The following is a 16,947-nucleotide window of genomic DNA, read 5'->3' on the forward strand; positions in this document are numbered from 1 at the left end:
GCATCCGTCGCCGGTCGGCAGCCGCATCTGCCGCGTTGCCCGTCACCGCATCCGTCGCCGGTCGGCAGCCGCATCTGCCGCGTTGCCCGTCACCGCATCCGTCGCCGGTCGGCAGCCGCATCCGCAGCCCCGCCCGTCACGGCATCCGTAGCCCCGCCCGTCACGGCATCCGCAGTCACCGCCACCGTCACCGCATCCGTGGTCACCGCCACCGTCACCGCATCCGCGGTCCCGGTCACCGATGTCTGCTCCTGCTCCTCCGGCAGGCGGCGCATCAGCAGCCCGTACCCGAGCGCGGCCCCCGTACCGACCACCGCGCACAGCCCCCACAGCCACCGCGCCCCGAACCGGTCGATCACGACACCGGACATCAGCGGCGCGATGAGCGCGGCGGCGGACCAGGACAGCGTGTACATCCCCTGGTAGCGCCCCCGCCCGTGGACCGGCGAGAGCCGTACCACGAGCCCGGTCTGGGTCGGCGCGTTGACGATCTCCGCGAGCGTCCACACGCACACGGTGAGCGCGAACACCCCGACCGACCCGGCGAAGGCGGTGAGCCCGAAGCCGTACCCCGCGAGCAGGGACGACACGACGAGCAGGGAGCGCGGATCGCGGTGCTCGATGACGCGCGTGACCGGAATCTGCAGCACCACGATCAGCACGCCGTTCACGGCGATGGCCAGGCCGTAGTCGGCGGGGGTGAACCCGGCCTCGCCCATGGCCACCGGCAAGCCGACGGACCCCTGCTGGAAGACCAGCGCGACGAGGAAGGACAGCCCGACGACGGCCATGTACCGGCCGTCGCGCAGCACGCTCCCCAGGCCGACCGCCTCGGCCTCCTTGACGGTGCGCTGCGGCCGGGACTCGGGCAGCTTGAGGAAGACGAGGACCGCGCACAGGGCGGTCATCCCGGCCTCGACGAGGAACCCGGCGCGATAACTGACCTCGGCGACGAACCCGGCGCCCACGGACGAGAAGGCGAACCCGAGGTTGATGGCCCAGTAGTTGAGCGAGAACGCCCGCACCCGGTCCTCGGGCCGCACGATGTCGGCCATCATCGCCTGCACGGCGGGCCGGGAGGCGTTGGAGGCCATGCCGACGAGGAAGGCGACGGCGGCGATGGCGACGGGGTCCTGCACGAACCCGAGCAGCGCGACGGCGCCGGCGGTGGCGCTCTGGGCGACGAGCAGGGTGGGCCGCCGTCCCAGCCGGTCGGCCATCACCCCCCCGCCCAGCGAGGACACGACGCCGCCCAGCCCGTGCAGCGAGGCGACGAGCCCGGCGTACGAGGCGCTGTATCCGCGGTCCAACGTCAGGTAGAGGGCCATGTACGTGGCGACGAAGGCGCCCAGCCGGTTGACGAGGGTGCTGGTCCACAGCCACCAGAACTCCCGGGGCAGACCGGAGACGGTCTCCCGGACGGCGCGGCGCAGGGCTGCGGACGGCATGGTTCCCCCAGGGCAAGAAGTAAGTAGTGCGAGGCTTGAACGGAACTTACTGACCCCTTGCTCTGCTGAGCCACTCAATTAACAAATGCAGTCAACTGTCCGCCCCCTGGGACGCCACCCTGCCGTCGGCTCCCCGGCCCGAACACGTCGATTACGCTCTGACCCATGGCCGACGCACCGTACAAGCTGATCCTCCTCCGCCACGGCGAGAGCGAGTGGAACGCGAAGAACCTGTTCACCGGCTGGGTGGACGTCAACCTCAACGAGAAGGGCGAGAAGGAGGCAGTCCGCGGCGGTGAGCTCCTGAAGGACGCCGACCTCCTGCCCGACGTGGTCCACACGTCCCTCCAGAAGCGCGCGATCCGCACGGCGCAGCTCGCCCTCGAAGCGGCCGACCGCCACTGGATCCCGGTCCACCGCAGCTGGCGCCTGAACGAGCGCCACTACGGCGCCCTCCAGGGCAAGGACAAGGCGGCGACGCTGGCCGAGTTCGGCGAGGAGCAGTTCATGCTCTGGCGCCGCTCGTACGACACCCCGCCCCCGCCGCTGGCCGACGACTCGGAGTTCTCGCAGGCCGCCGACGCCCGCTACGCCTCCATCCCGCCGGAGCTGCGCCCCCGCACGGAGTGCCTCAAGGACGTCGTCGTCCGCATGCTCCCCTACTGGTACGACGGCATCGTCCCCGACCTCCTGGCCGGCCGCACGGTCCTGGTCGCCGCCCACGGCAACAGCCTCCGCGCCCTGGTCAAGCACCTGGACGGCATCTCCGACGCCGACATCGCGGGCCTGAACATCCCCACCGGCATCCCCCTCTACTACGAACTCAACCCCGACTTCACCCCGACCACCCCCGGCGGCCGCTACCTCGACCCGGAAGCGGCAGCAGCGGCAATCGAGGCAGTCAAGAACCAGGGCAAGAAGAAGTAGCCCTGACTGATCAAGCCCCCTACCTGCGGGTTCTCCGCAAGTAGGGGGCTTGTTGCTGTGCTGGGGCCGTCTCTGGGCCGTGACGCTTAGATGCGCGTGATCCTCATACGGACCGAGACGAGCAGCGCCGCCAAGGCAACGACGGCTCCATCAGCGCCGGCCCGGACACCCAGCCACGCGCCGCCAAGACCGATGAGGGGGGACGGCAGGGGGCGGAGGGTGAGGTCGATGCGGAGGCCTCGGCGTGGCACCATGGCCTTCTCCATGTGGGTCATGTGCTGTTCCATTCCTAGGAAATAGTCGATCTCATGGAAAGGAGAGGCCGCCCCGGCATGGGCGGCCTCTCCGCTATTTGGGTAGAAGGAACATACACCCTATCCGGCGGTTGACATAAAGCCTCAGCTCAGGCCCTATATCTACCCTATTGACGCAGAGGAGTATCGGGTGTTGACCTGGCCCTGATGCTTGCGAGTGCCTGCGTAGGCTTCATCTTCAGGTGGTCCATGAGCCATGCTAGGTCTTGGTGTCCTGCTAGTTGACTTGCTGCTGTCCTCGGAAGGGAACATGTCGCTAGTGATGCAGCGAAGAACTTTGCCACGAAATCTTGCGTCGAGAAGATTCAGGATCACCAAACGTGAAACCAGATTCGAAAGACGTAATCGCGAACACGGAATCATGATGTGCGATTTGAAACCGTGGCACTGAATCCGTAACGCGAATCACGTAATGAGAATCCACCTCAAACGAATCTGTAGTCACGAATCACGCCGTGAAAGTGCTGAAAGTTCGGCTTACGCATCGCCGAAGACAGCAGCGACAGCCTTGCGGGTGCGCTCCTGGCTGGACGGCATGAGGTGCGCGTACACGCGGAGTGTCAGCCCCGGGTCCGAGTGGCCGAGGTACTCGGCGAGGGCCTTGATGTTCTCTCCGGCGTCCAGGAGCACCGAAGCGTAGAAGTGGCGCAGGGCGTGCATGCCGTTCTCGCGTGACTCGGCGTACGACTGGCCCGGCGTCCGCTCGGGGATCACACCGGCCGAGGCCAGTGCCCGCTTCCACACCTCCTCGTTGAGCGACGTACGCCAGACGTGCCCGCCCCGCGGCCCGGTGAAGATCAGCCGCTTGGTCACCGGCGGTCCGTCGGCCACCTTCCACGGCAATGTGATCTCGACCGGCGGGAACCGCTTCATGTGGGCCCGCAGTGCATCGGCGACCGGCGCGGGAAGGGGTACGTCCCGCAGCTTGCCGCCCTTGGGCGGAGCGAACACCGCCTTGCTCCGACTCAGCTTGAGCTGCTGGACCACGTGGAGGGTGTCCGACTCGAAGTCGATCGCGTCGACGGCGACGCCGAGGATCTCACCTTGGCGGAGCCCGCAGCCCCCACCCAGGTCGACCATGGCTTGGAAGCGCTCGGGCATGCCGGCCCGGACGGCGAAGAGCCGTTCCGTTGTCCAGGGGGCGATCCGCTTCGTGTCGACCGTAGGCGGCCGGACCGAGCGGGCTGCGCACGGGTTGCGCGGAAGGTGTCCGTCGTCCACCGCCGCACTCAGCGCGGCACGAACGTTGGAGTAGATCGTCCGGGCGTACGAGCCCCGGACGCCGTTCTCCTGGAGCTTCCGCACCCAGTCGCGGATATGGGCGGGCTGGAAGGAACCGAGCGGACGCGATCCCAGATACGGGAAGGCGTGCAGGCGGAGTTGCGACTCCATCGAGGCCTGTGTGTTGGGGTCCGCTCCCTGCGTCTCCACCCAGGTTTCCGCGTACTGCTGGAAGGTGATCCGTGCCGCGCGCGGGTCGATGTACTGCCCCCGCGCCATGTCCGCCTCGATGTGGGCGAGCCACTGTTCGGCAAGTCGCTTTTGCCGGTCGGGGAAGCTCTTGGACCTCTCCGTGCCGTCCGGACCGACGTACCGAGCTCGATAGCGCATGCCGGTGCCGTGGCGCTCGGTCTTGACCTTGCGGTCTTTGCCGTCCTGTCCGACCTCGGTTCTGTACCAGCGGTCTTGGATGTGTCCGGCCATCAGGCAGCCGCCCCCTCACGCTGCGAGTCCACCCAGGCCCGAACGTCGGCCGGGTCGAAGCGCAGGTGTCGACCGACACGGAAGCCACGAGGCCCAGTGCGCTTGCGGCGCCACTGGTAGACCGTCTCGACGCTGGGCAGCTCGAACATCTCCACCAGGTCCTCGGGGGTCAGGTACCGCGCGGGCAAGGTGCGCGGTTCGGTGGCTACGTCGGCCAGGGCGACGTGTCGGCTAGCCACGGGTGGGTTCTCCTTCGGTTCCGGGGGCAGGTTCGAGGGATGCGGCGAGCCAGGTCTCGGCGGCGCTGAGGCCCGTGCCAGCGAAGACCCAGTGGGCGAGGACGTATGTCGTGTCCGGTCGAGGATCGGCAGTTGCCGCCGCTTGCGTTCGGCGCCATTCGGCGCGGGCGTCGCGGAGAGCGCCGAGGGTGGTGGAGTAGCGGCGGGATTTGGTGGAGAAGTGGCCGCGGAAGCCGAGCATGTGGGCCCAGGCGCGGAGGCGGAGGTGTTCGAGGCTCTTGCGGGCGCCGAGGGTCCAGGCGGTTCGGATGAGTCGTCGGGCGTGGTCGCTGATGTCGAGCTGGGCGAGTTCGGCGGCGAACTTCAGCGGCCGGTCGAGGGCTCCCGTGGCGGTCTCGGCGCCCTTGGTGGCGTACTTCGCGATGTACGCCGCTACGGCCCTTTCGGTCAGCTCCTGGCCGTCGTTGAAGTCGGCGGATCGGATGGTACGGACGTCGAGTTGGCGGCCGAAGGCGAAGGTGTGCGTGCGGCCGTCGAGGGTCGGGCCGTCGACCTGGACCTTGGCGGTGGCCGCTTGGATGGCGTCGGTGAGGAGTTCTGCGGTGGCCCAGGGCGGGGGCGGGGTGTCGCCGCCGTTCGGGCCGTCCAGGCGGATGACCGCGTGGAAGTGGACGGCGCCGCGCTTCTGGTATTCGGCGACCTTGGCGAAAGAGACGCGGGCATGGTCGGGTAGGCGGCGCTGCGAGAGGCCAGCGCGCTTGGCGACCTCCCGGCGGAGGTAGATCGAGAAGCGCCGCCAGAGGGCACCCGCGTGGGCGTTCCAGAGCACGGCTGCTTCGTAGTCGTAGGTGTCGGGGTCGAGCGGCGTGCCGAGGGCGTCGTCGTCCTGGTCGTGGTGGGTGCCGCAGCGACAGGCGCGACCGTCGGTGCGGCGGTTGTGGACTGGGCCGAAGCCGGGGGCGGTGAAGGTGGCGAAGACGCGGGGGTGGGTGGCGACGTGTTCAGGGGTGCCCTTGCCGCCCCGGAGTCCGGTGGTGATCAGGTGGAAGGTGTCGCGGCGGTAGACCTCTGCGCAGGCCGGGCAGCGGGTGGTGCGGCGGTTATTGCAGCGGACGAGGAGTTGGCCGGCGGGCAGGTCGGTGGAGTCGAGGTGCTGGAGGATGCGGCCGATCTCGCCGGTGGTGGTGTCGACGTCGTACTCGGTGCGGTGGCCGTCGAGGCGGATGGGGTTGGTGCAGCCGCCGAGGCCGGAGAGTTGGCGGAGGATACCGGGCAGGGTGCCGCCTGCGGCGAGGTTGGTGAGTTCGCGCAGCGGGGGCGGGGTGGTGCGGGTGAAGATGGCGGGCTCCTTCTGGCTGGCTCGGTCAGGGGGTGACGGGCCCCGGGGCGGCCGGATGCTTGGCGGTGTCGTGGCCGCCCCAGGGGTCGGGCACGGTTCAGCGCCGGTTGTGTTCGCGCAGCAGGGAGCGCAGGACCACGGCGGCGATGGCCACGGAGATGGCCGAGACGGCGACGGCGGTCAGGAGCGCGGTGAGGACCACGCCGCCCGTGAGCACGGCGACAACGGCGCCGGTGCTGACGGAGACGGCCGGGAGTGCGGAGCGCCGGGTGGGGGCCGGGTCGGTCGGGGTGTGGGTGTGTGCGGGCGGCGGGGTGGGGCTGTCGGGGTACTTGGGCAGGAACACGGTCAAGACTCCTTATCTACTCGTCTAGGCATGTGAGCCGTTTATGACGGTCACGCCGGAACGGGTGCCGGATTCGATGGCGGGGGCGAGGAAGGTGTGGGAGAGCCAGAAGCCGAAGAGGGCGACCAGGACGACGATCCAGGTGCGGACGCCGAGGTACTTGACGGCCGCCCAGGCGAAGAAACCGAGGACGACGACGAGCGGAAGGTTGAGGGTCACGGGGCGCAGGGTCCTTTCAGCGGACGGGGCAGCGGTGGGTGCGGGCGGCGAGTTCGGCGGCGGCGCGGCTGTCGTAGTCGGCGGAGAAGCCACAACGCGGGGCGGTGCAGGCGGCGGTGTGCTTCTCGCGGCCCCGGTCGTCGTAGGCGGTGCCGACCTGGACGGGGCCGATCCGGATGACGTTGCGGAAGCGGCGGTTGGCTGGCAAGAGAGGTGTCCTTCCCTTTGATCGCTTGCCTGTTGGGCGTGACGACGTGTAGATAGGCGGCATGTCACAAGGGGCACGGCGGCTCGCCGCCTTCGGTACGGCCGCGTTGGTACTTGGGCTCGCGTGTGTTGGGGGAAGGTGGTGGGTGGGCGAGTCCTGGGCCACCGTGATCACCACGTGCTGCCTTGAGGTACTGATCATTTCGGCCGTTGTCGGAACGCGGCGAGCGCTGAGGAAGCGATAACCCCCTCATCGGCATTCGCCTCAGAGCTGCGCAGCAACGGCTTCGGCCATGGGGGCCGGGACGCCGAGGCGGGCGCGGAGGGTCGGTGTGTCGATCGGGGTACCGGTGCGGGTGTGGTGTTCGGCGGCGACCTTTCGGGCGTGGTCGACCAGGGCGGCCGGGACCGGGACGGGTGGCTGTTCCGGCAACGCCTCGATGGCGGGTTGGACAGGCGGCGGGGCTGGTGTGGCTTCGGGCTCGTGCTCCTGGTCCTCGATGACGTCGGCGCCGACCTCTTCGGTGGCTGCTTTCGGCGCTGAGTGGGCGAGGAGGGTGCCGCCGAGGAAGGCGACGGCGGGCCATCCGGCGACGAGGATCCGTAGCCAGGCGGGGACGTCGTCCAGGTCGAGGAGGCCGGCGGTGGCGACGTTCGCTCCTAGGGATGCGACGAGGGCGATGACGAACCAGCACCAGGCCGCCGCTTTGGCCGTCCCGGAGCGGAGTCGACGCCATGCGGCGACGAGCAGCAGGTCAACGCTGATCGGGTAGGCCCAGGCTTTCCACCCGTCCTGCCCGGCCGCCGTGGCTACGTCATGGAGGTGGGCGAAGGACAGCGCGGCAGCAATGAGCGCTTGGACCAACACCGCGTCGACACGGCCGAGGTGGACGCGCACGGTCCGGCTCCTTTCGGTTTCGGGCATGGGAGGGGTAGGGACTTGGCGCGAGGCGGTCACGCAGGCCGATGCGAGGAAGGGACGACGGTCAGTCGGTCACCGGACGCGGCCGGACGACTGGGGCTGAAGTCTCGACCGGGTGTACGGGCACGTGAGGCCGGAAGGGCTTGAGCGAAGTCAGGTCGGGCACCAGGTGCGCCGCCTCCCGGCAGGTCTCGGCGGCATCGCCGAGAGAGAGGTACGGGGTGCGGATGCGGGACCAGCCGCCGGAGGTGTCGCCCGCGACGGCGAGACCGGGCATCTCAGGAGCGATAGCACAGGCGGCGAAGACCGCTTCGGGAGCGATGTCACCGAGCGCCATCTTGGCGGAGGCTTCGTCGTTGACGCGGTGGCACACGCGGCCGGTGAGCTGGGCCCGGAGCATGGTGGCGCCCTTGCCGAGTTCGGCGCCGAAGCGCTGCCCGCAGACCTCCAGGTAGATGCCGGCCGCGCGGCCGAGCTGGGCGAGGCGGATGAGCTGGGTGACCATCTCGTCCCGCCGTTCCTCGTCCTTGCGGGTCGCGGTGAGGAAGAGTTCGGCCACCTCGTCGACGAACAGGACGATGGGCACGGGGCGTTGGGTCTCCGGCAGGCCCCAGATGTCGGAGGTGATTTTCTCGTCCGGGGTGCCGGGCGCGATGCCCTGCCGTTCCTTGATCAGGTCGTATCGATCCTCCATTTCCTTGACCAGGGCGGGCAGCAGCTCGGCGGCTTCGTCCGGGTCGATGGCGAGCGCCGAGAGCCTTGCTGCGAACGGCGCCAGTTCGACACCCCGCTTGCAGTCGATTCCGACGAGGGCGACGGGCTGAGGGGCGAGTCCGGCGATGAGGTGCCGGAGGTACATGGACTTGCCCGACAGGGTTGCGCCGAGGGTGAGTTGGTGGGGAACGGTGCGATAGTCGCGTACGAAGGGCATGGCGTCCTCGCGCAGCGCCACCGGAACCTTGAGGAACCCGCCGCCGGTCTTGCGGGGCATGCGCACCCGTCGCAGGACGTCGTAGCCGACGAGCCGCAGTTCCACGACACCCGGCTTCACCGTGGTGACGTAGACGGCATGCACTCCCCAGGCGTGCCGGAGTCGTTCGGCCGAGGCGGCGACGTCGGCGGGTTCCTGCCCGGGAGCGAGCCGGAGGCGAAGCCGCAGACCGGTCGAGGTGGGACGGATGATGCCCCGGCGGGGCGGGACCGCCCGGACCTCTCGCCGGGTGGTGGCTTTGACGGCGAGGACCCGCAGCCGGGAGGGCGCGACGGTCAGTCCGCAGGCTTCCATGACGGAGCCGTACGAGCTGAGCAGGCGGACCGTGGATATCGGGCCGCCGACGGCGGACCAGTAGGCCGCCGGGTGCTTGGCCCGGGTGTAGGCGGCCCCGCCGCCGAGCGCGGCGACAGATCCACCCACCTCCAGGAGCGTTGTCAGGTCGGTCATCAGGCGGTGGCCCCCATGGTGGCCGGGAACGCGGCCGGTGTGACGGCGGCGGCCCGGTAGGCGATGCCGTGGCGCTGCTGCCCGTTGAACACGGACTCCCACGGCCGGGCGACGAGGCCGGGGAGCGAGACCGGCGCACCGAGGTTCAGCCCCTCGGAAACGCCGCCCTCCGGCACGGTGACTTTGATCAGGGAGGACTCCCCGTCCTCGATGTAGACGACGCCGATGGTCATCAGCGCCTCACCGCTCACCGCGTCCTTGGCGATCTCGCCGGTCTGGCGGTCGCGGACCTTGGGCTCAGGAGCCTCGGTGAGAAGGATCGTGGCGGCGGTGGTCTCAACACGGATGGTGCGCACGAAACACTTCCTATCTACTCGTCTATACGTGTAGCGATCCGCGAGCCCGATCTCCCGGGCTCACGACGATCACCTTGCCACGCAACTTGCCCACTCGTCTATACGAGTATGCGTGTTGGGTGTACGAGTTCGGGAAGCGTCTCCCGCGAACCACCGCAAACCATGACGATCAGGTCGCCGGAAGCTGGTACGACAGTACGTAGGCATCCGCCGCCATGACGGTGTCGCAGACTTCGACGGGCCGCCCCTCGGTGTCGAAGGCGGTACGGATCAGGTGAATGACCGGCACGCCGGAGGCCAGCCGGAGCGTCTTCACCTCGTCGGGTGAGGGCATCCGGGCGCGGATCTCCTCCTCGAAGTGGTCGAGGCGATGGCCCAGCTCTTCGAGGCGGGCGTAGATGCCACCAGGCCCGGGGTTGGGCTCGGCGATCTGGGTGCCGCGGGCGATGTCGAGAGGGAGGTAGGAGGTGGCGAACTCGACCGGCCGGCCGTCGAGGAGGTACCGGCGCCGCCGGGCGAGCACCCGCCGCACGGACCCGAGCCGCGTGGAGACGTCCTGACTGGCCTTCTCTTCCTTCACTTCAAGGCTGTCGACCTGGGGGTGACTGCCGGCCGCATCCGCCTCCACGATGAACGCGGACTTCCCCTGCTCCCGATGCCGCCGGGCGAACCGGTCGGAGGCGAGCCGCCGCACGGGAGGACGGGGCCGCACGAACACACCCTTCCCGTGCTCGGCATGCACCAGCCCTTCCCCCTGGAGGATGGAGAAGGAGTTCCGGACCGTCATCCGGGACACTCCGTAGTGTTCGACAAGCTCAGCCTCTGAGGGCAGCTTCTCGCCCTCACCGAATCGTCCACGGTCGATGGCTTCGCGCAGCTGGTCGGCGATCTGCCTAAAGACCGCACGATCGCTCGTGGGGTCGAGATCTCCGAGGAGGCCCGAAGGAAGAGCAGGGCTCACTTGTACTCCTTTAGGTATCTAGACGAGTGGGCGAGTGTTGTTGCTACGGTGGAGAGCCTAGCCAGCCGAGAGGGCCGAGGAACGTGAGCACAGAACGCCCGCACTCCGTGAGCGTCGCCGGGGTCGTCATAGACACCCGCGACCGTGCCCTCTTGATCCAGCGCCGGGACAACGGCAAGTGGGAACCGCCGGGCGGTGTCCTCGAACGCGAGGAGACCATTCCCGAGGCCCTGCAACGCGAAGTCCTCGAAGAGACCGGCATCAAGATCGCCCTTCCGGCGACTCTGACCGGCGTCTACAAGAACATGACGGGCCTGATCGTCTCCCTGGTCTTCCGCTGCGAGGCCGCCGACGGCACGCCCACCACTGGCGACGAGACCCGCGCACTGCGCTGGGCCACCCGCGAAGAAGTCTCCGAGCTTGCCGACGAGGCATACGCCATCCGCGTCCTGGACGCGATGGACGCGGCGTCTCCACCTGCGATCCGCGCCCACGATGGCGTGAAACTCGTCTAGCCCGAACCCGCTGCACATGGCGGCCTACCAGCACGAAGGAACTTGTATGCACGAGTATACGAGTACAGCCCGGGTCTGGGGGCTCAGTTGCCCAGGTTTCCCGGAAGAGGTCAGCCGGGCCCGACGCTGGACCCGCGACATCCTGCGCGGCTCCCCTTTAGCCGAGGACGCCGAGCTGATCGTGAGCGAGCTGAGCGCGAACGCGATCCTCCACACGGCCAGCGGCCAAGAGTCGGGCAGCTTCCATCTGGCCCTTGCGGTGTCAGCGCAGGTGATCGCGTTGTCTGTCACGGATGAGGGGGCCGCCGGCGCGGCACCGAAGATCAAGCGCCAGGACCAGGAGGCCGAGCACGGCCGAGGCTTGGGCATGGTCAGCGCGATCGCCCATCGCGTCGTCGTCCACGAGAGCGACGGCGGCTACACGGTCACCGCCGAGCTGTTCGCGGGCCGACCGACCGGAGGCCACCCGTGCTGATGGACAAGCCGCAGCGCGGCTACTGGTGCGAATGCTGGACCGAGGACATCACCGACGGGACGGGGTGGCCGGCGCTCCGGGCATCATTCGACGCCTACTCCGCCCCCCAGGCAGACAGATGGGTCGCCATCGCACTCCGCACCATCTCACCGGCACTCGACCCCGACGCGTCTCAGGAAGCGTGGGAGTGGCTGTACGACGGCCGCATAGCGACGAGGAAAGCTCTCCTGCGCGCCGAACCCTGCACGGTGACAGTCACGCAGGCCAGCACCCGCATCACATGGGCGATCCGGCCCGTGATCTTCCTGCCGCTGGCACACCGCCAAGGCGTTGAACTCCCTCTCTGCACACACGACTTCAAACCGCACACAGCACCTCAGGCGCCCCACACAACCGACTGAGTTACAACCTTCCTTACAGGTTCAAGTGCGGCTCGCTCCGCTCCCCGCGCGCGGCCCGGCCCCCGGCCGGGCCTGCGCTCCTGCCTTCGTCCCGCTCCAGCCCGGCCGGCGCCCACGCCGCGCACACAGCAAGCACCCCGACGCCCTGGAAGCTTCTGGGGTCATCACTCGCGCCGAAAGCAACGCCGCTCAAATTAGCGCGATCTGAGATCCTTCAAGCAGCTTCGCGCTGCAACAAAGACAAAAGCTCTGCACCCCAAGCAGTAGTTCGCAGTTCATAGGCCCCAGCAAGACGCAACGCCTCTTCCAGACTATCCGGAAGTACAGTCTGTGCCCTCTTTGAGCCGCAAAACGCACAGAGGGCTACGCTAAGGACCGCAAGAAAGTCCCGACCGCGAAAATAAGGCGTGGAACCGCGAGGACAGCTCGGTTCCTGTCTCAACGGAAGTGCCCCCACAGCGTACTTTTCCAGTATGGCTGGACCGGGAGATCTCCGCGACGCTCCATGCAAGGAAATGCAATACGACTGAAGCTTGAGTTTCATTTCCTTCTTATCGATCTTTGCGGCAAGGTCAACCGCATCGAACGCTAGTCTCCAGTCATTCTCAAAACTAGCCCGCCGCAACCGAGTCACTGGAGTAACCAGTTCCAGCAGTCGCGAAACGATAGCAGCTTCGCCACCGCATCTCTCGATCTTGTCAAGGCTGCCCAGTTCGGATATCAGATCAATTCCGGTCTTCGACACTGCCAGCATCGCTTCTAGGTCTGCGTTTTCATACGGATGAACGGAGGAGTTTTTTGATACTGCTTCCGCTACCACATCATCAAAATCCCTATCCACGACACACGTGAAGTATCCTTCCCCCCAATCAGCTAGTTGAGCAGCTGTATCCAAGGCCACGTTCCGCGTGCCAGCCACGAAGTAGGAGACGTGTTGATCCTGGAAAGAGCGCTGTAGAATCCGCTTATCTGATGGCCCCTCCAAAATCACGACCGGTCGCTTATCTTTCTGACGATTCAGCCGAATGCGGTCGGCAACGCAGTCCAACTCGCGCATCGATTTCGGGTTAGCCATCCTAAACCTCCTCATCAAGTTCGTCGTCACTGCCGGCCACCTCAAGGCCCTCTTCGCCGACATCAGGAAGCTCAAATTCTTGAACTAGATGCCAGTTTCCATGAATGATGGCACTGGAATGTGTTGCAACAACGATCTGCAGATCGGAGATTCTGGCGACTTCCTCGATATCTTTAAGGAAGTCGTGTTTCCATGCCGCATGCATGGAAATCTCTGGCTCATCAATCAGTACAAGTGCGCCTTTCTCTGCCGAGAACAGGAGCATCGTAAAGACAGCAAGGAGATGCTGCTCACCTGACGAAAGTGAGTGGACACTGAGAGTCCGTCCATTAACCTTGGATCGGAACCTGATTTGCCCCCTCGGGCTCAGGAAGAGCTCTTTACCGATGAACTTAGTCTTAATAATCCTCCTAAGAGAATTAAGTTTCTCATGAATGGGCAGAAGCGGCTTAAGTTTGCGTTCCCAGTCATCCAAGAAGATGTTAAGAATTCTCTTCTCGGTGGGGTTTGGACGTCCCTCGGGAAAACGAACATCAACAGGACGGACACTCATGCCGCTGGCATGCAGCTCGGCATGCTGATCGGCAATTCTTTCATACCGCTCTTTTAGTTCCCGCTCCTTGATGGTAGTTCGCGCCTTCTGCATTACTCGCTCAGCAAAAGTCTGGTCTGCCGATAGTGACTCATCTAGTGACTTGCGGCGAGCATCGGAAAGCTGGGCAGTAACTTGATTGATATACAAGAGAATCTTAGTAGCTGTAGTCCCCGGCTTTGCGTGGCGGACAACTCGACCTTGCGGCTTCGCGCCCGTTGGCGCAGCATCCAGACGCTGCGTATCAACAAAAATTGTCCGCGAATCTGCAAACAAATCTTCCGCCCAGGTTCCTTTAACCCTCTCCAGGGCAGGTGGCGTTACAGCGAGGCCCCATCTTTTGGCCTGCGCTACAGGAATCGCACGATCAAAACGAGTGTCGTACCAACTCCCGTCCGGAAGTCGCGTCCAGTGTTCCGGGGCATCTTCGACCGATTGTTCTTCTTCGTTGAATTTAAACTTAAGAGTTTGCCTCTTACGTACAAGTGGTTTTTTGCCGTATAGCTCGAAATCGGAAACTCGATCCCCGTCTCGAATTTGACGGATGCCCATGATCCATTTATCGCGAAACGTTACCTCGATTCGATCGAACTCAACAGATGCAAGGGTATTCAAATCCAGAACCATCAAGCCGTGAAGGATTCGAAGGAAATGAGTTTTCCCGGCCCCATTCGGACCTGAAATAATTGTAATAGAAGGCTCTTTGTTGAAATCGACATCATGATTGATGTATCCAAAAAGCCCCAGAACCCTAACATTCGCGATCGGTCGCACCAGATGCCCCCAAGCCGAGCGGAAGGTGCACAGAATATCCTGCGCATGCAGCCTGCACACGTGTTTCGCATCGATCTACTCCAACCTGTAGTTGATGACGCCCCGCTCGGGCCAGAGGCGTACCAGATCGTGCAGGGAACTACGCGGCGTGTCGGGGACCAAGCAGCCGGTCAGTCAAGCACCCGAGACCCGGGACCGCCCCGTCGCAGGTCACCCCCCATATTCCAAGCGCACCAAGCTGGGGCTCCTGTGTCGTCGTCATGGATCGGCCATCGCGACTTACTGTGATTGACGACAACCCCGATAGCGTGGCTGAGGCCGGTGGGGGTACAGGGAGGCACACGCGCGCCTGATCGGTCGACGCGCCCGCCATCGTGGCTGACGGTCATCGGCTGAGGTACAAGCCCCGACGATTCCCCGGCTCTCAGTGCGAAAGGGTGAAGCCCGCGGACTCATCCAGGTGAAACGCAGAGCCCGGGACCGCCTGAGTCCAACCCTCACTCAGGGCAAGACGAACAGCCGCGGCGACACCGGACGGCAGTACAGCCTCAGCTTCACGACCGATCCAGTTGCTCGGATGCGGCTGGTCGGTGGTGACCACGAGCGTCATGCCGGGGGTGTCCGCATGCTCGACCGCAAACGTGCACGGCGACCAGGCCGAGCCCTGGAAGTACGCCGGCCTGCCACGCAGCCGCCGGCGGTAGACCGTACCGTCGACAACGATCCGTCGCGATCCCTTGCGGACCAGGGCCATGACACCCCCTCCAACAGCGAAGATGCTAGCGAGCCCGGACCGCACCGTCCGTCTCGGGCTGGCGGGTTCCCAGTGAGGCTGGGCCGTCCCTGGGCCGTCCGAGGTCGCTCGACAGTGGCCAATGACGACCAACGACGACCACCAGGCGCACGAGCACACTGCCCCTGACCAGCAAAGACCCAGCTCACCGAGATCCCCGACAAGACCCAGGGCAAGAAGAAGTAGGTTCCGTGATCATGCCCCCGACCTGCGCAAACGGCGCGGTGCGGGGGCATTCTCGCGGTCTCGTCGGCTCTTGCCGCGGACGCCTCGGACGCGGCGTGGGAAGTGGCTGTACGAGATCCGCATCGAGCCCGAACGATCGGCAGGGACGCACCCTCCGTGGGGGTTCACCGGGGCTCGAAGGCTTGGAGCACGTCCTGGCCGGGCCGGACGATGCCGCAACTGCTCTCCGGCACCTCTCTCCAGGCCCCCGGGAGGTCGCCCAGCGGTTCGGACACGACAAGGCGCGTCTCGTCCGAGATCTCCCGCAGGAACGAGACGTCCGGATGAAGCGCACGCAGCGCGTCAACCTCGGCACTGACGTACAGCGACCTTGACGCACCCTCGCTGGAGTAGCGGAAGACCCAGAGACGTTCGCCGTCAGCCACCGCGACGGTCATCTGGAGGGGGTGCTGGACGCCGTGCCTGCGTCCGATCTCCTCGACCAGGCCGGCCATGCGCGCCACGGCATCGGGCGGATCCTCCCTGAGACCGAAAGTGAGAGCGATGAAGAACATGAGTTCGGAGTCGGTGGAGCCCTCGATGTCGGAGTAGAGAGCCGGGTCGACGGCCAGAGCAAGGTCACGCCTGAGCCGACGGAACTCCTTGATCACGCCGTTGTGCATCCACAGCCAGCGTTCCTTACGGAAGGGATGGCAGTTGGTCTGCTGCACAGCTGTTCCGGTCGTCGCCCTGATATGGGCGAAGAACAGACCTGAGCGGACATGGGTAGCGACATCGTGCAGATTGCGGTTGTTCCAGGCCGGGCCGACGTCGCGCAGAACGGCGGGAGCGGCCAAGTCCGGGGCGTACCAGCCGACACCGAAGCCGTCGCCATTGGTCGTCTCCACTCCCAGGCGGGAATGCAGGCTCTGGTCGATCAGATTGTTCTCGGGCTCGAACAGGACCTTGCTGAGAAGGACGGGCGTACCCGAGTAAGCGATCCAGCGGCACATTGCCGGGCCCTTCTTCTTCCCTCGCTGCTTCACCGGACGTTCTGCATGCACAGTGCGCTTGAAGGGGACTGGCCGCCTCACACCGTGCGGGTGATTCCGCAGCCGACGCCTCCCTCTCCGAGGCGGACTTGTTGCGCGCTCGGTCCAGCGGTCCGGCTCGACGCGCGCAACGAGCCGAGCGTGCCTACGCTTGATGCGCAACCTCCGGTTGTGCAGGGGGGATTCCCGCTTGAGCGGGTGGTATGTCCCTACATCGCAAGGAGGCAGGCCGACCATGGCTACTGCACCTGAGACTCCGGTACTCGACACGATCGCCGCCATGACGATCGACTCCGTCGAGCACTGTCACATGGACGAGCGGACGCTCATCCTCTCCCGTATTGCCGCACTCGTGGCCATGGACGCACCGGCGATCTCCTATCTGGCCCACATCAACCCCGCGATCAAAGCCGAGTTCACGGTCGAGCAACTTCAAGACCTGCTCGTCGCCATCGCCCCTGTCGTCGGGACGGCACGCGTCATGTCAGCCGCCGGCCACATCGCCCAGGCGTTCGGTGTCGCGCTCGCCCTGGCCGACAGTGAAGCCGAAGCCATCGCCCAGGCCGAAGCCGCCAGCCGTACCGCCCCCTAGGGCGTGTTGCGAAAGTCCCGCCTGCCGCGCGACGCCATGCACGCTCCCCCAGCCTTCGGCCGGGGGGACCCCCAGAGCACGCACCTGACG

Annotated in this window: 20 protein-coding genes; 5 read left to right on the plus strand and 15 right to left on the minus strand. The window is 66.1% G+C overall.

The window, feature by feature from the left end; translation table 11 throughout:
- Positions 1–89 precede the first annotated feature (89 nt).
- The gene (locus AB0G52_RS37925; protein ID WP_361343398.1) at positions 90–1,448 is read right to left on the minus strand and encodes an MFS transporter; all 1,359 of its coding nucleotides are present in this window, start codon (positions 1,446–1,448) and stop codon (positions 90–92) included.
- A 165-nt stretch (positions 1,449–1,613) separates the two neighbouring features.
- Between AB0G52_RS37925 and AB0G52_RS37930 the strand changes: the two genes are divergently transcribed.
- Positions 1,614–2,375, plus strand: coding sequence for a phosphoglyceromutase (locus AB0G52_RS37930; RefSeq protein WP_132892048.1), 762 nt, complete (start codon positions 1,614–1,616; stop codon positions 2,373–2,375).
- 791 nt (positions 2,376–3,166) lie between these two features.
- Here the strand turns inward: AB0G52_RS37930 and AB0G52_RS37935 are convergent.
- From AB0G52_RS37935 to AB0G52_RS37980, 10 genes are all read right to left on the minus strand, one after another.
- A complete protein-coding gene (locus AB0G52_RS37935) occupies positions 3,167–4,393 on the minus strand; it encodes a tyrosine-type recombinase/integrase (RefSeq protein WP_361343402.1) in 1,227 nt (408 codons plus the stop codon).
- Entirely contained in the window at positions 4,393–4,632 is a 240-nt protein-coding gene (locus AB0G52_RS37940) for a helix-turn-helix domain-containing protein (RefSeq protein ID WP_361343405.1), read from the minus strand. Before AB0G52_RS37940 ends, AB0G52_RS37935 begins: the two co-directional genes overlap by 1 nt.
- On the minus strand, positions 4,625–5,944 hold the full coding sequence (locus AB0G52_RS37945) for a replication initiator (RefSeq protein ID WP_361343436.1): 1,320 nt from the start codon (positions 5,942–5,944) through the stop codon (positions 4,625–4,627). The genes AB0G52_RS37940 and AB0G52_RS37945 overlap by 8 nt, the downstream gene beginning before the upstream one ends.
- Positions 5,945–6,068: 124 nt before the next feature.
- Positions 6,069–6,317, minus strand: coding sequence for a SpdD protein (locus AB0G52_RS37950; RefSeq protein WP_361343408.1), 249 nt, complete (start codon positions 6,315–6,317; stop codon positions 6,069–6,071).
- 24 nt (positions 6,318–6,341) lie between these two features.
- Complete coding sequence (locus tag AB0G52_RS37955; protein ID WP_132888888.1) at positions 6,342–6,536, minus strand: hypothetical protein; 195 nt, start codon at positions 6,534–6,536, stop codon at positions 6,342–6,344.
- A gap of 16 nt (positions 6,537–6,552) precedes the next feature.
- Positions 6,553–6,744 (minus strand): mobile element transfer protein, encoded by a 192-nt coding sequence (locus AB0G52_RS37960; protein ID WP_352093630.1) that lies wholly within the window; start codon positions 6,742–6,744, stop codon positions 6,553–6,555.
- Positions 6,745–7,008: 264 nt separating this feature from the next.
- Positions 7,009–7,641 (minus strand): DUF2637 domain-containing protein, encoded by a 633-nt coding sequence (locus AB0G52_RS37965; protein ID WP_361343411.1) that lies wholly within the window; start codon positions 7,639–7,641, stop codon positions 7,009–7,011.
- An 88-nt stretch (positions 7,642–7,729) separates the two neighbouring features.
- Entirely contained in the window at positions 7,730–9,106 is a 1,377-nt protein-coding gene (locus tag AB0G52_RS37970) for an FtsK/SpoIIIE domain-containing protein (protein WP_361343414.1), read from the minus strand.
- Entirely contained in the window at positions 9,106–9,462 is a 357-nt protein-coding gene (locus tag AB0G52_RS37975; protein ID WP_089100240.1) for a hypothetical protein, read from the minus strand. Before AB0G52_RS37975 ends, AB0G52_RS37970 begins: the two co-directional genes overlap by 1 nt.
- A 169-nt stretch (positions 9,463–9,631) precedes the next feature.
- A complete protein-coding gene (locus tag AB0G52_RS37980; RefSeq protein WP_089100239.1) occupies positions 9,632–10,423 on the minus strand; it encodes a GntR family transcriptional regulator in 792 nt (263 codons plus the stop codon).
- A gap of 107 nt (positions 10,424–10,530) precedes the next feature.
- On the opposite strand from AB0G52_RS37980, the gene AB0G52_RS37985 reads away from it, so the two are divergent.
- The 3 genes from AB0G52_RS37985 to AB0G52_RS37995 are packed head-to-tail and all read left to right on the plus strand — an operon-like array spanning position 10,531 to position 11,814.
- Positions 10,531–10,938: an NUDIX hydrolase gene (locus AB0G52_RS37985; RefSeq protein WP_361343439.1), complete on the plus strand. Its 408-nt coding sequence runs from the start codon at positions 10,531–10,533 to the stop codon at positions 10,936–10,938.
- 46 nt (positions 10,939–10,984) lie between these two features.
- A complete protein-coding gene (locus AB0G52_RS37990; RefSeq protein WP_361343419.1) occupies positions 10,985–11,413 on the plus strand; it encodes an ATP-binding protein in 429 nt (142 codons plus the stop codon).
- On the plus strand, positions 11,413–11,814 hold the full coding sequence (locus tag AB0G52_RS37995; RefSeq protein ID WP_361343442.1) for a hypothetical protein: 402 nt from the start codon (positions 11,413–11,415) through the stop codon (positions 11,812–11,814). Before AB0G52_RS37990 ends, AB0G52_RS37995 begins: the two co-directional genes overlap by 1 nt.
- Positions 11,815–12,028: 214 nt before the next feature.
- Here the strand turns inward: AB0G52_RS37995 and AB0G52_RS38000 are convergent, their stop codons facing one another.
- The 4 genes from AB0G52_RS38000 to AB0G52_RS38015 all read right to left on the minus strand — a co-directional run bounded on the left by AB0G52_RS38000 (position 12,029) and on the right by AB0G52_RS38015 (position 16,226).
- Complete coding sequence (locus AB0G52_RS38000; RefSeq protein WP_361343422.1) at positions 12,029–12,889, minus strand: hypothetical protein; 861 nt, start codon at positions 12,887–12,889, stop codon at positions 12,029–12,031.
- 1 nt (position 12,890) lies between these two features.
- On the minus strand, positions 12,891–14,315 hold the full coding sequence (locus AB0G52_RS38005) for an AAA family ATPase (RefSeq protein WP_361343425.1): 1,425 nt from the start codon (positions 14,313–14,315) through the stop codon (positions 12,891–12,893).
- Between the two features lie 364 nt (positions 14,316–14,679).
- Positions 14,680–15,009, minus strand: a complete 330-nt coding sequence (locus AB0G52_RS38010) for a hypothetical protein (protein ID WP_361343428.1) — start codon at positions 15,007–15,009, stop codon at positions 14,680–14,682.
- A gap of 389 nt (positions 15,010–15,398) precedes the next feature.
- On the minus strand, positions 15,399–16,226 hold the full coding sequence (locus AB0G52_RS38015; protein WP_361343445.1) for a class II glutamine amidotransferase: 828 nt from the start codon (positions 16,224–16,226) through the stop codon (positions 15,399–15,401).
- 274 nt (positions 16,227–16,500) lie between these two features.
- On the opposite strand from AB0G52_RS38015, the gene AB0G52_RS38020 reads away from it, so the two are divergent.
- Positions 16,501–16,857 carry a carboxymuconolactone decarboxylase gene (locus AB0G52_RS38020; protein ID WP_132892047.1) on the plus strand — a complete coding sequence of 119 codons (357 nt, stop codon included), beginning with the start codon at positions 16,501–16,503 and terminating at the stop codon, positions 16,855–16,857.
- Positions 16,858–16,947: the final 90 nt, after the last annotated feature.

The organism is Streptomyces sp. NPDC021562, assembly GCF_040640875.1.
GTDB lineage: Bacteria > Actinomycetota > Actinomycetes > Streptomycetales > Streptomycetaceae > Streptomyces.

Coding starts and splice junctions, on each gene's coding strand:
- AB0G52_RS37925 (WP_361343398.1), bottom strand. CDS start 1,448: ATGCCGTCCGCAGCCCTGCGCCGCGCCGTCCGGGAGACCGTCTCCGGT.
- AB0G52_RS37930 (WP_132892048.1), top strand. CDS start 1,614: ATGGCCGACGCACCGTACAAGCTGATCCTCCTCCGCCACGGCGAGAGC.
- AB0G52_RS37935 (WP_361343402.1), bottom strand. CDS start 4,393: ATGGCCGGACACATCCAAGACCGCTGGTACAGAACCGAGGTCGGACAG.
- AB0G52_RS37970 (WP_361343414.1), bottom strand. CDS start 9,106: ATGACCGACCTGACAACGCTCCTGGAGGTGGGTGGATCTGTCGCCGCG.
- AB0G52_RS37990 (WP_361343419.1), top strand. CDS start 10,985: ATGCACGAGTATACGAGTACAGCCCGGGTCTGGGGGCTCAGTTGCCCA.
- AB0G52_RS37995 (WP_361343442.1), top strand. CDS start 11,413: ATGGACAAGCCGCAGCGCGGCTACTGGTGCGAATGCTGGACCGAGGAC.
- AB0G52_RS38000 (WP_361343422.1), bottom strand. CDS start 12,889: ATGGCTAACCCGAAATCGATGCGCGAGTTGGACTGCGTTGCCGACCGC.
- AB0G52_RS38010 (WP_361343428.1), bottom strand. CDS start 15,009: ATGGCCCTGGTCCGCAAGGGATCGCGACGGATCGTTGTCGACGGTACG.
- AB0G52_RS38015 (WP_361343445.1), bottom strand. CDS start 16,226: ATGTGCCGCTGGATCGCTTACTCGGGTACGCCCGTCCTTCTCAGCAAG.
- AB0G52_RS38020 (WP_132892047.1), top strand. CDS start 16,501: ATGGCTACTGCACCTGAGACTCCGGTACTCGACACGATCGCCGCCATG.